Below are 14,081 nucleotides of genomic sequence, written 5' to 3' on the forward strand. Positions count from 1 at the left end.
TGCTTGATACATGGATTCAAAAACGATCGGAAAAAGTACCCAATCTGTCTGGGGAGGAGAAGGTTTTGATGGAAAATACATTGCGACCCCTGTGGTTCGCAGTGTGGCTTTTGCTTATGACGATGTTGATCGTTGGGAAGCAGTTGCCGTCGGTGAACAAAAAGGCCACATCTACAGCCGAAACACCAATCCCACGGTAGCGGTGTTAGAGGAAAAAATCCGGTTGTTGGAAGGCGGGGAGGCTGCAACGTCGTTCGCTACCGGAATGGGGGCTATCAGCAACACGCTCTTTACGCTGCTGAAACCGGGCAGCCGTGTGGTTTCCATCAAAGATACTTACGGTGGAACAAGCAAATTATTCCTTGATTTTTTACCCATTAGGGGCGTTAAAGTTGCGTTATATGATACCACCGATTTAGATGGATTGGAGGCGTGTATTCTTCAGGGATGCGATGTGGTTTACTTGGAGTCGCCAACCAACCCAACATTGAAAGTAGTTGATCTGTCACGGTTGAGTATTGCGGCCCGGAAAGTAGGGGCGCTGGTGGTGGTTGATAATACATTTGCAACCCCTATCAATCAAAACCCGCTTGCGCTGGGTGCGGATTTGGTGCTGCACAGCGCCACTAAGTTTCTCTGTGGCCATTCGGACGCCATGGGAGGATTGCTAACCGGGCGAGCGGATTTGGTGAAACAGGTATTTGAATACCGTGAAATAACAGGAGCGAGCCTGCAAGCAGACGCAGCCTATCTTATTGAACGTGGAATGAAAACCTTGGCACTACGGATTGAACGCCAAAACAGCAACGCCCAGAAAATTGCAATGTATTTGCAGAACCATCCCAAGGTTGCGGACGTGTTTTATCCCGGCTTGCCTACCCACCCGGGACATGAACTGGCAAAGCAGCAGATGTCGGGCTTTGGTGGGATGCTGAGTTTCACGCTCGACGGTACGTTTGAAAAGGTAAAGAAATTGCTTTCCAAGCTGACATATTCGCATATGGCCGCTAGTTTGGGGTCTGTAGGGACATTGGTGGGGCCGCCCCGCACAACGAGCCACGTGGAGCTGACCGATGCACAGCGTGCAGCACTCGGAATTCCCGAAGCGTTGATCCGTTTTTCCGTAGGGATAGAGAATGTGGAAGATCTTATTGCCGATGTTGATGAAGCACTAGCTAAGATTTAGTCAGAGTCGGAATCGCTGGTTCATACCCTAATGCGTTTTTCTGCTGATTTTTGTGTGTTATGGGAATTTTGGGCGTTATCTTGAAGTGATTTTGGGGTTTTCGCATGTTTTTTTGATTATTCTACAAAAAAACATGCGAAAACATGCGTATTTCTAAATACTTTTTTGTATTCTTGTCTTGCTGACAGACCAATTATATTCTAGTTAAATTCGGGATCGAGGGCGCGGATTGCAAAGACTGTCTCCGGTGGATGCGAAATATAGCGATTGCGAATGTTTACTATCAAAAATCAATAACACGCATTATGAGAAAAGTTAACTTAAAAAGGCTTGGCGGGCTTCTTCTGGCCTTACTGTGGCTGGTTGAAGTGGGGTATGGCCAACAACGGACATTAAACGGCAAAGTAACCACTTCGGATGGAGAAACGCTTTCAGGCGTTACCGTAACTGTGAAGGGAACTCCCATCAGTGTACAGACGGACGATGGCGGACGCTATTCAATCCAGATTCCGGGTGCGGATGCGGTTCTGGAATTCCGTTATGTTGGCATGGAAGTCCAGGAATTACGGGTTGGAACCTCAAGCACGCTGAATGTAACGTTGTCACCCGCTTCATCAACGTTGGATGAAGTAGCGGTTACAGCCTTTGGCATTAGGCGTGAGGAGCGTTCCTTAGGCTATACCGCGCAATCCGTAACGGCGGAAGAGCTAACGGTCAATAAACAACCGAATATGGTCAACGCACTGCAGGGGAAGACTGCCGGTGTACAGATCCGGAGTACCGGCGGGGCCCCTGGGCAAGGTGCCAAGATCCAGATCCGGGGAATAAACTCATTGGATCCGAACCGTGACAACCAACCGTTGTTCGTGATTGACGGGGTGTTGATGGATAACAGTACCTCTACACAGGGTGAAGGTGCTGCAGGTCGGGGCATGAGTAACCGCGGGGTGGATATCAACCCGGACGACATTGAATCGATGAATATCCTCCGTGGAGGGGCGGCTACTGCGCTTTATGGTCTCCGTGGTTCCAATGGCGTGGTGGTGATTACCACCAAACAGGGACGGAGCGGCCAGCTTCGCATCGACTACCAGGGTTCCATTGGTCTGGATGAGGTCAATAAATTCCCAAAGATGCAAGATGTTTATACACAGGGTTGGGCCGGCGTCTACGATACGGGTTCGTTTTGGCCGGCTTTTGGTCCTACCGTGGAAGAAGCCCGCGCCATCGATCCCAGTCACCCGGCACAGCTCTATAATTACCTAGAGGATGCCTACGAAACCGGTTTTCAATATAAAAACTCGCTTAGCCTGTCGGGTGGATCCGAAAAGATCACCTATTACTCCTCTCTTTCGCATTTCAGTCAGGATGGGATTATGCCGTTTTCCGACTTCCAGAATATTTCAGCACGCCTCAACACCACGGTTAAAGCCAGTAATAAATTTTCCATCACTACCAATATGAACGTCACCAACAGTGGCGGAAACCGCGGGAATGCCGGCCGGTACAACGAGCAGTTGGCCTATTGGGTGCCGCGCTACGATGTGCGCAACTATAAAAAGGAAGACGGTACCATGTATATGGGCTTTTCAGGTCTGTCAAACAACCCAATATATGTAGCCGAAACCAACCGGTTTGAAGACGACGTGCTCCGGTTTATTGGTAACACCAGCTTAAATTACAAGCCGACCGACTGGCTGGACCTGACCTATACGTTCGGGTTGGATACCTATCGCGACAGCCGGGAGGGCACGGCGCTGGGTTTCCAGGGGTTGGAGGATGAGATTCTTGTGTCGGAAAATGGCACTGACGCGGCACCTGGCCGGGGATTCTACAACGTTTACAGCACCAAATACCGGGCGTTCAATAGCACGTTCATGGCCAACTTGTCCCACCAGTTTACGCCGGCCTTTGGCGGGTCACTCCGCTTAGGCAATGACATTTATGACCGACGTATTTACCGGTCGGCCACCGAAGGATCCAACTTATCCGCTTACAATTGGTTTGCATTGCAAAACGCAAACACGTTCAATAGCGAAACCTACCGGGAGGACTACCGGCTAATGGGTACCTTTGCCGACCTGACATTGAACTTCCGGGATTACCTCTATCTGAATGCGACGATCCGGAACGATATTACCTCGTCGTTACTTAAACCGAACAACTCCTTCTTCTACCCGTCAGTTAGCCTTAGCTATGTGGTGTCCGACCACCTGAAGCTACCGGATGTGATCAATCACGCACGGCTACGGCTGTCGTATGCGCAGATTGGGAAAGACGCATTGGCCTATGCCACCAGTCTTGGGTACACGGCATATGATGATTTACCAACGGGCTATACAGGTTTTACCCGTGCAGCGCAACTGGGCAATCCGGATCTGCGGCCTGAATTTACCAATACCTACGAGGCAGGCCTGGTATTGAATTTCTTCGACAACCGGTTGCGGTTTGACGGGAACTACTACCGGTCCGTATCGGAAGATCAAATTCTTGGCGTGCCCGTTTCGACCACTACCGGTTTCACGACCAAGGCAATCAACCTCGGTGATATCCGCAATAGCGGGTTCGAGTTGACCGTCGGAGGTACACCCGTTAAGAACGGTAACTTCACTTGGAATACGGAGGTAAACCTATCAGCCAACCGCAATAAGGTGCTTTCGATCAATGAAGGCATAGGTGGCGATGGAGGAGAAATCGTTGTTGCGGAGGAATTTGGTTACCTGAGCTCCAATGTCACCATGCGGGTGATCCCGGGTGAACCGTATGGTATCCTCTACGGGCGCACATACCGGCGGTATTACAGTCCGGATGAAATCGCTGCGGGGGTTAACAAATCGATCAAACTCGACGAAAACCGACCGTTGCTGATCGGCAACGATGGCTTCCCGATGCTGAGCCCCGTGGCCGACGTGAAACAGTTGGGCAGTGTGTTCCCCGATCTGATCGGCGGTTGGTATAATAATTTTACTTACAAGAACTTGTCTGTTGCCCTATTGATTGATGGCCAGTTTGGTCAGAAATACTACAACCAGATGGACAATTTCCTGGCGGCGTTCGGCATGGCCGATTACACATTGAATCGGAACGACCACGTGGTGTTTGAAGGGGTGCTGGCCGATGGGTCGCCCAATACGCAACAGGTCTGGCTGGGCCAGGGGTATGATGAGGTGACAGATCGCACCTACCCGAACGGGTACTACCGTGATTGGTACCGGGGCAATTCGGAATTTTTCGTGCAGGATGCGACCTGGGTGAAACTCCGTTCGGTATCCGTTAGCTACAACCTTCCGGCCCGGTGGTTTGGCTCGGGCTCGATCCGTAGGGCATCGCTAGGCCTTACAGGTAATAACTTGTTGGTATTTACCGATTTCAACGGGTATGACCCGGAAAACTCCACAACCAATAGCGGGTCAAGCGCCGAAGGTTTTGCCGGGATGACTTATCCTGCGCTGCGGAGTTATTTGTTTACATTGAATATTGGATTTTAAGTTGGAGGCATCATCATGATACAATTGGGTAAAAAAACGATAAAACATGCCGGTTTGGCTTTGCTGACCACGCTATTGGCATTCCAAAGCTGTGGCGATTACTTCGACGTGGGCAACAACCCCAACCTTGTGGAAGAACCTACCCTGGTTACGCTGCTGGGGTCGGTCACCCACCGTGCGGGTTGGAATTCCTATCGGTATGGTAGCGCTGTTTCCAGTTACGTTCAGTATACAGCCAGCTCTACATCTAGATCAGCGACAGATATTTACGACATCACAGACCTGTCCACTTCCTGGTCAGAAGCCTACTACGGCATGTCCGATGCATACGATTTGATTACCTTCGCTGAAGAACAAGACGCGATCCTGTACGTCGGCGTCGGGAAAATACTGATGGCCTATAACCTGAGTCTGGTGTTTGACACGTGGGGAACTGCTCCTTACACCGAGGCGTTTAACAAAGTGGAAACGCTTACACCGAAGTATGATTCGCCGGAGCAATTGTATGATACAATTGGTCGCTTGCTCGACGAAGGTATCGCGGCGTTGCAAAGTCCCGACGCAACCTATGCACTCGATGCGTCGCTTGATGTGATCTATGGGGGAGATGTCGACAAATGGATCCGCAGTGCCTATGGTTTGAAAGCACGTCACTTGAATAAGCTAAGTCGGAAAGCGTCATACAATCCCCAGGGCGTGTTGGACGCACTGGATCAATCGTTCCAATCGGCTGACGATGACATGGGCATGGCCGTATTCGAGGGCATTAACCCCTGGGCGCAGATATCGATCGATAATATTAATACCTTGCTGGGCGGATGGCTTTCTACTAACTTAGTCAACCACTTGAATGGCGAAACCTATGACTTGGTCGATCCGCGGGTATCGAAGCTAACCGAACTCACGGTCAATGGTGACTATACGGGTACACCCAATGGTGGTGGCAACCAGGGTCCCTTGGCAAACACCGTACACGATGAGTGTTACATCTCTTCCGCCAGCCCAGTGACGAGTCCTGAATCACCCATCTACATCATGACGTATGAGGAGTTGAAGTTCGTAGAAGCCGAGGCTGCACTCCGTGCCGGGCTTACCGAACGGGCTTATTCTGCCTACCTAGCGGGCATCCAGGCTTCTATGGACAAGTTGGAAGTCAGTGGGAACGAAGCAGTGGAGTATATCAAGGATCCGTCAGTAAGTGTGGGCAAGGATAATCTGACGTTGGATCTGATCTTTAAGGAAAAATACGTGGTTACCTACCTCAACTTTGAAGCATGGAATGATGCCCGGCGGCACGACTATGCCTACGAAGGGTTTGAAATGCCAATCGGTGCCGTACTGCCCGATTTCATCCGACGGGTCGCTATTCCCCAGTCTGAACTGACCCGCAACGCAGCCAATATTCCGGAACAGGAATCGTTGGATACGCCGCTATGGTGGGATATGCCCTGAGCTCCATTCTGTTAACACGGGATAATTGCCGACAATAATAAGATAAAGAATAAATAGAGTATATGAAACACCGCCTCGCTTTACTTTTTTTTGCCGTTATTTCCCTCAACTGTTTATTGTTGTCACCTTTGTGCGCAGGCGCACAATCTGCAGATTCCAAGGAAAAAGTCAAACAGCTCATCCCTTTTATCGACAGCACTTACCGCGCTTTTGCAGAAGAAGTGCATTCACCGGGATTGGCATATGCGGTAGTTTACAAAGGGGAAGTCATCCACGCGGGTGCGTACGGATATACCGATTTGGAGAAGCGAATTCCGGTATTCGAGCAGTCTGTGTTCCGGATTGCTTCCATGACGAAAAGTTTCGTGGCGGTGGCCATCTTGCAACTACGTGATGAGGGTCGCCTAAAGTTGGATGATCCACTCGTGAATTTTATCCCCGAGTTTGCCGCGCAAAAGCCGCTCACTACCGATGCTCCGATCGTGACCATCCGTCATTTACTCAATCATACCAGTGGGCTACCGCAGGATGACCCATGGGGCGATCGGCGGCTGGATATGAGTCAACAGGAGTTCCATGAGCGGATTAAGGAAGGTTTTTCGTTCTCCAATGCGCCGGGAGTGGCATACGAGTACAGCAATACCGCATGGGCACTTTTGGGCGAAGTGATCTTTCGTGTAACGGGACAGCATTATGACGAATACATCCGTCAGCATGTTTGGAAGCCCTTGGGCATGGATCACTCGTATTGGGATTACACCCAAGTGCCGGATGAACTATTGGCGCGCGGATATCGCTGGGTAAAGGGAGAATGGGTAAAGCAACCGTTGGTAAGCCACGGGGTTTATGGAGCTATGGGGGGAATGTTGACGACCATCGGCGATTTTGCCAACTACATGGCCCTGCATCAGCAGGCCTGGCCAGCTCGCGATGGAAAGGATGCGCAACCGCTCCGTCGGTCTTCCCTTCGGGAAATGCAGTCGCCCTGGGTATTTTATTCGTTGGACGAAATGAATAACCGGACCATATCGCTGGCATACGGATACGGATTGAGGTGGAGTTGTGATACATTGGGCATAAAAACTGTAGGGCATACCGGCGGTTTGCCGGGCTACGGCAGTAACTGGATCGTATTGCCGGATTATGACCTGGGTGTCGTTTGCTTCAGCAACGTGACCTACTCGCCGGCTGTACGAGCGAATAACTTGGTGGCGATATCGATTATCGACAAAGCTGGCCTTTCGCCCCGCGCTATTCCGGTCTCTCCGGTTCTTCAAAAGCGGCAACAGGAATTAGTGGCCTTCCTCCCGGGGTGGGAAAACGCGGAGCAAAGCCCAATTTTTGCGGATAATTTTTTTGCGGATTTCTATATAGATATGCTTCGGGAAGAGTGCGGGGCTGTTTTTGATAAAGCGGGCCGGATCATCCGGGTGCATGCAGTTACACCCAGGAACCAGCTACGGGGCACGTTCGTTATGGAATGTGAACACCGTAACGTGGAGGTGTTTTTTACCTTGACTCCCGAATATACGCCACGTATCCAGCACTTCTCGATAAAGCTGCTGGATACGATTGGCGTTCAAGATCATTGATCTATTTTCCGGAAAGGCGTATCCGGATCGTTTCTTCGGATTGCGTCATCGTCCATCGGGGTATGCGCAGTTCGATGCGTTTCAAGCCCTTAATTTGCCGGTCTAAGGCTAAAGGTGCCGGATCCAATGAGATGACAGAAAACCGGAGATCAGGATGAGATAGGTTCTCAATGCGCAGCGATTTCCCGTCCTGTTGCAGTAATGCGCCACCGGGTTGGATAGTTACGTCCGCCGTGGTTAACAATTGCCAAGTCACCTCTTCGGTTTTTTCGGACGGTGAAAATTGATCTTCGATAAGTAAAGATGTTGGACTATCCTTAACAAACCGGCGGTGGGCGGATGCCAGTAGGTCGCCGAAAGCGGCCGTCAGATCCACCGTAGCCTCAGGCGGAGCTCCTTCTTTGAATTTGGTAATCGTGGCCATCCCATCTACCCGATGCAGTTGACCGTTTACGGTGAGGGTGCTATGACCGAAGTTGTTTTTGGTAAGCAATGTCCAGCGTTGGCTATTTTGTTTTTTCCCCCACAGGTCGAAGCCCGTTTTTTCGAGGTCTTCATAGTTTTGATTGCCCGGATCGATTACCCAACGAATGCCATCCAGTTCAAAGACAAATGAACCCGCGTCCATATTGCCGTGGTTCACGGTACCGCGGCCGCCTTTCCCTCCAAAATAATATTGATGGGGGTCGTTGGGGCCGCCTGTGAAAAATACTACGGGATTGGCTCCATCGCCTTTCCAAGCAGTAGGAATACTTCCGGCTGTCTTTTCTTCGAACTGGGCCGCCCATACCAAACCCGCTCCGTCCAGCCGCGCAAGGCGGCGCATTTCATCTACGGGTTTCAGGAAGCGATCCTGTTCGAAATAGGCACCGTTTCCTGTCCGTTTTGCGAACCATGCCAATACCAGATCGCCATTTCCTCCGCGGCGGTCGCCGCAGTCTGCGAAATTATAATACATGCCCGAAGGGGCGTTGGTGAGTACCCGGAATGTAGCGCTTTCGAGGAATCCCGGAAAATCTCCGTAGCCAAAATCGGTTCCGAAAGCACTTTCCAGCATGGCGATGGTTATTACGGAGAAACCTGTGCCGTAATCCCAATAGGTAGATCCTTCGGGATAAATGCCGCTAGGCATGTATTCATGGAGCGCGTTCGGTAATCCGTCGAGCGCCCGGTGGATCGTTTTTGCGGCTAATTCCGGATCGCGCTCGGCAATGGCGATGGACGCTGCGATCATTCCCCCGTTGCATACCTGATTCCAATTATTGTTGCCATAGGCCCACCAGGCATTTTTATTTTCAGTTGGCCAGCTCGGTTGAATGCCTTTCTCAATGAGGGCCTTTTCAGCTTCTTCGATGGTTGCCTTCGGCAGATCTCCCGCAGTCCAGTCGAGTGCGAGGGCGACCGCCAATGCCATTTCGCCAACATCCAGGTAATGCGATGGATTCCAGTCAGAAAATCGGCAAACAGCGAGCACTTCATCGTTGATCCGCCGTAATACAGCCGGGTTTTTTTCAATGCGGTATACCATGCCTAACATATTCACCCGGCGTAGCATCTCACGGGAAACACCAAGCAGCCTTCTGCCAATTTGTTTCCGTTCCAGCAGGGGCTCGTTTTGAATGGCCGCGGCATCCCGCTGGATGGCCTTATATAGGTTTTGTACCGCTGGGTTGGCTTTTAGTTGCTGTTTCAGTCGCTTCTCAATATCGCGGTTCAACACCAAACGCGGTTGCGACTTACGCAGATTTTTCTTTAAATAGGCAGCAGTAATGGGATTCTGGAGCGTTGGAATTCCCTCGGCACCTGTCTGCGCATCCACGGCCGGAGCTACGGACAGGAAGGAAATCAACACAACAAACAGGCGAAGGATCGGACGCAGTGTTTTCGTATGCATGATTTGGCTTTTTAGCGATTCAACAAATGGTTATATCGGATCAAGGCTTCTACATAGTAATAGTCGGCGTAGGACAAAGGCACATCGATTTCGCTATTACCGGGCAAGTGCCCGGTGGAATGCATCAAGAGAAATCCTCCGTTTGTTCCAATGGGCGCTTTGTAGGCGGGCGACGAAAGGCTGGTGAGCATGTGCTCGGCCGCCTGGAGATAACGCTTGCTTTCCTTGCCTTTGACCATGCCCGATAATTCGAGCAGTGCAGATGCGGTGATCGCAGCAGCCGATGCATCCCGGGGTACATCGGGACCGGAGACGCTGTAATCCCAATAGGGGATGCCGTCTTCCGGGAGATTGGGGTGATCCAGTATGAATGCGGCGATTTTCCGAGCTTGATTTAAATACGCTTTGTCTTTGATGTCCCGGTACATGAGGGTGTATCCATAGAGGCCCCATGCTTGGCCCCGTGCCCACGCCGATTCGTGATCGGCGCCCTGATGGGTATGCTTGTTACGCACAGCACCCGTAGCCGGATCGTAATCGATCACGTGGTAGGAGCTGTTATCTGGGCGGAAGTGATTTTTCAGTGTGGTGTTGGCGTGAATTTTTGAGATGTCTACGTATTTGGGATTTCCCGAAACACGTGACGCCCAATTCAAAAATTCGAGGTTCATCATGTTGTCGATGATAACCGGGAATTTCCATTTGTCCCCGTTGTGATCCCAAGAGCGGATGCAACCCACGGTGGGATTGAATCGGGAAGCCAGCGATTCTGCCCCTGTGAGGAGAATATCCTGGTAGCGTTTGTTATCGGTGAGCCGTAATGCATTGCCGAAGCTGCAATACAGCATGAAACCGAGGTCGTGCGTGCCTTTGTTGTTTTTTTCTTTTTCCAGCAATTGGAGTCGGTTTTCGGCCTCCTTTAGGAGATCCGCGTCCTGGCTATATTCATAGAGATATAGCAATGTTCCGGGGTAGAATCCGGATATCCAGGAATTACTTTTCGCGGTAATCAGGGAATCGTTCGCTTTGTTGATGGTGCGGGGCAGAACACCCGCTGGCACACGGGCTGTTAGGGTCTTGTATTGCGCAATGGCGTCGTGCATATTTTGATTGACGAATTCTTTGGTCAATGCAAGATCCTGCGCATGTAGTGATGCGGCCATGGTTAAGCCCAGTCCAAGGGCTGCCATTTTTTTCATGATTTGTCTGTATTTCATGTTATTGGTTATTACACTTAAAGGAAACTTCCTGTTAATCGATTAAAAGGAGGTACGTGATCCCGTTTGTTTTGACCGGGCTTTTCTGATAGATATTGGCGGCCGCCGAACAGCATCAATTTGTAAAATCCGTTGATGTCCATTTCGCCCAGCTGTGGATGCGTCCACCGCTGCCGATGCAGGCCGTAAGGCAGTAAAAAGCCGAATGCCTTCCGGATACTTTTACCCTGCGGAGTCTGATAGTTCCAAAGGTCGATTCCGATATTTTCTCCCAAGCGGGCTGTCAGAAAAAATCCGGTTAGGTTCATCAACGAGTAACTCCACGACCGGGTACGCGCCAGTTCATGCGGCTGGCTTCCGTCGATTTCCAGCTGACTTTCCAAACGAGCCTTTGTCTGGCTTTCCAGGGTCTGCCGGGCCAAGGTGGTATCACCCACGAACAGGGCATAGCTGGCTACCTGGACATCATAGTACGTGCCGTGGTTGTTGTGTTCATCGGCTTCGTCCTTGCCGATGTTGCTTTCTCGCATCCAGCGCAGGAACTCGGTTACCCACGCTTGTAGCCTTGTATGCTGTTGGTTTCCCCAATGGGGAGACGTCCGCAGCAATTGAGTCGCATCCAGCAGCTTGACCAGCGACCACGTATCGATCAATCCGATACCCCGGCCATCCGTAATGCCGGGGATGGATTGACCGAAGTTCAGGTTAGGATTCATCCTTGTTTCTGCATTGAGGAACCAGGTGTCCAGTAATTTGGCGGCATGTGCGGCGTATTTGTTGTTTTGCGTGAAGTAATAACTTACGGCAAGAAGCTGCACATCGGTACATAGATCCTTAAGGTTTTGGGCGTCATTGATTGCAAAACGCTCCGGGTTGACCTGGCCATCTTTTCGGATATACGGCAGACCGTCGGGTTTTGTGGTGTCCGGCCACCAGTAGGGGCCTACGCTCATGTAATCGTGTTTATCACCACTGGGAGAAGTTTTTTCTTTTTCCATTACCGAATAGGGCCCGCGCAGCAGTGCTTTATTCGCGGCACGGAGCACCGTGTCCAGATCGGCAGCTAAGGACGCGTCTCCTTTCCAAATTTGGTTCCGGTGAGCAGCTAACGTATCTGAACGAAGGAGAAACGTGTCAGCATTTTTTCGCATGACCAATTGGAGCGATTTCCCGGCAAGCGCACCTTGGGGAAGTTGCACCGTCAGGGAGGTATCCGTATCGGTAGCTAGCCCCATTGAGAATGTGATTTTTTGAAGTGTACGGGTGGGATCGGCCACGGTAATCCGTTCGATCCCATCCTCGGAAGATTTGATCATGAATAGGGCCGGTTCGTTGGTGGTTACCCGTAGGCCCTTCGGAAAGGCTACGCTCCCCGGCTCGTAAAAGATCGCATAATGGATGCCAAGCTTTCCGTGCGATACCGCTTGCAATTCCTTGGTGTTGCTCACGATGTGCACGGGCTTTTGCTGTGCATAGGCCCGGGTTTGGGGTTCGCTTGCGGCCGGCAACACTGCATATGCGTACTTCGCGTCTTGCGGGTGTATGCCATGATCAAGGGCTAATGTGAAAATATTTTGTGTTACGGGTTCGTCCGTTGCATGATCCTGGTGACTGATGCTGCGCCAGGTTCCGGTGGATTTTCCCTGACGTAACCAAACGGAATTCGTATCCAGGACCAGGTATCCGATGCTGTCGTGATTGAGCCATAGGGGACCTTTTAACTCTTGTTCCGTCTCTGTTGTTACGCGCTTGTCATTTATCCAAACGGGTCCATTGGACAGCGATTGGTTCAACGTGGTCATCACCGGCTGCGTTGCGGTAGCCGTAATCCCTGCGCCGAGGCAAACAATTTCGTCGTCAAAGAAAAACCAAGATTTATGGGCCCTTAACCCTGAGTGCGGGCTCAGCAGATCAAAAGTCGTTGCACCGTATTCTCCGTCGGAAATACCACCGACGAAGGCGGTTGTCCCCTTTTTGACCAAGGTTTCCGAATGCGGAAAAGTATCTACCTGTACCACCGTGGTGCCAGGAATTTTCCGCCAATCCCAAGAAGGATAAATGTTGACGTATTCGCGGCCCGTGCGCGAGATAAATTGGCTCCCATCTGCATAGAAATGGTTTTTTAATCCCTCTTCGTTATAGGGCGATTCGATGTTATTGGAGCGGTTGGAGTACATGCGTACCGACGCGAAATATGTCGGCCGTTGATGGGAGTGGTAATGTGAATACCAGAAATATTGATTGCTGCGTAAGTTGGGATTTTCCAGTTCGTCTTTCCGGTAACTGCTGATGCGCGCCAGCAATCGAGCCGTGTGATCCACCCGATGACCCGTCGCGGATTTTCTGGAGACATCCCGGTTTTTGATTCCGGGGTCGTCGAAGCGGCCAAAGGGCATGGCTTTGCGCATTCCGTCGAGGTAATAATCGACTACCAGTGCAATTGCCCGCGGGTCGAAGGCGAACCGCGTTTCGCGTACCAGATCGGCCCAATAAGCAAAGGAGCTTGCATATTGCCGTCCGTACGACAAGGTAGAGGGCACGCCGTCTGTTCGGTGGTGGAAGCTCATATCGGGCTTTATGCCGCGATCTTCCGTGACGTAAATCTGGTCGCTCATGGTTTTGATCGCGAGGGCGAAGGCAGCCGTATCCTGCCGTACCAGTTCGGTCACCGCGTTAATGGCGGCCATTTTGATAAAATCTCCTCCCGGGCGCGCGCCAAATGCGTCAAAATTGGAGCGCGATGCAATTGCCAGTCCGGCGGTAAGCTCGTCGGCAGTTAATTCGTCGCGCATCAATAACAGGATATTTGCCATGGCATCCGGTGTGCCGATCTCATTCCACCACCAATTCTCGCAGCGGTAGTCTTTTTCTAGCCAGTGATGATAGGCCTTTTTAAATGCGGAGAGCAGTTGTGCGTCCTGCGTGTAGGTACTTCCGGCTTGCTTATACGCTTTGGCCATCGTTAGCAGGTTTCCCAAATGGATACGATGTTCAAACCCGGTCCTGCTGGTATCTTTATAGTTAATCGTTGGCCAGGTACCATTGTCGGCCATGGAGGTAATGATCCGCTCCACCTGTTCGGCGTTCACAGGCATATTGAGTAACGAAGTGGTCAGCCGGTCACGAATTACCATAAAATCAGCTGCTGGTTGGGCAAGATTAGTTGAAACGGGCAGCAAGCTGAGCCACAGGAGCCAAAAGCGCAATATATTCTTAAATGCGGGCATCATAATTTTGGTATCTGGTGTACAA

General features: G+C 51.1%; 7 protein-coding genes. 4 read left to right on the forward strand and 3 right to left on the reverse strand.

Going from position 1 to position 14,081, the window contains the following annotated elements:
- Positions 1-10 precede the first annotated feature (10 nt).
- The 4 genes from ACFQRK_RS10850 (at position 11) to ACFQRK_RS10865 (ending at position 7,718) form a co-directional block, all read left to right on the forward strand.
- A complete protein-coding gene (locus tag ACFQRK_RS10850) occupies positions 11-1,186 on the forward strand; it encodes a cystathionine gamma-synthase family protein (RefSeq protein ID WP_379006465.1) in 1,176 nt (391 codons plus the stop codon).
- Positions 1,187-1,491: 305 nt separating this feature from the next.
- Positions 1,492-4,674 carry a SusC/RagA family TonB-linked outer membrane protein gene (locus tag ACFQRK_RS10855; RefSeq protein ID WP_379006467.1) on the forward strand — a complete coding sequence of 1,061 codons (3,183 nt, stop codon included), beginning with the start codon at positions 1,492-1,494 and terminating at the stop codon, positions 4,672-4,674.
- A gap of 54 nt (positions 4,675-4,728) precedes the next feature.
- Positions 4,729-6,126: a SusD/RagB family nutrient-binding outer membrane lipoprotein gene (locus ACFQRK_RS10860; RefSeq protein ID WP_379006469.1), complete on the forward strand. Its 1,398-nt coding sequence runs from the start codon at positions 4,729-4,731 to the stop codon at positions 6,124-6,126.
- A gap of 62 nt (positions 6,127-6,188) precedes the next feature.
- Positions 6,189-7,718, forward strand: a complete 1,530-nt coding sequence (locus tag ACFQRK_RS10865; protein WP_379006471.1) for a serine hydrolase domain-containing protein — start codon at positions 6,189-6,191, stop codon at positions 7,716-7,718.
- A gap of 1 nt (position 7,719) precedes the next feature.
- On the opposite strand, the gene ACFQRK_RS10870 is transcribed toward ACFQRK_RS10865, so the two are convergent.
- From ACFQRK_RS10870 to ACFQRK_RS10880, 3 genes are read right to left on the reverse strand one after another with little or no spacing between them, the layout of a single operon-like run.
- Positions 7,720-9,612, reverse strand: coding sequence for a heparinase II/III family protein (locus tag ACFQRK_RS10870; protein WP_379006473.1), 1,893 nt, complete (start codon positions 9,610-9,612; stop codon positions 7,720-7,722).
- Between the two features lie 11 nt (positions 9,613-9,623).
- Entirely contained in the window at positions 9,624-10,829 is a 1,206-nt protein-coding gene (locus ACFQRK_RS10875) for a glycoside hydrolase family 88 protein (RefSeq protein ID WP_379006474.1), read from the reverse strand.
- 17 nt (positions 10,830-10,846) lie between these two features.
- Positions 10,847-13,963, reverse strand: a complete 3,117-nt coding sequence (locus ACFQRK_RS10880; RefSeq protein WP_379006476.1) for an alginate lyase family protein — start codon at positions 13,961-13,963, stop codon at positions 10,847-10,849.
- Positions 13,964-14,081: the final 118 nt, after the last annotated feature.

The organism is Parapedobacter sp. GCM10030251 (assembly GCF_042666505.1).
Lineage (GTDB): Bacteria > Bacteroidota > Bacteroidia > Sphingobacteriales > Sphingobacteriaceae > Parapedobacter.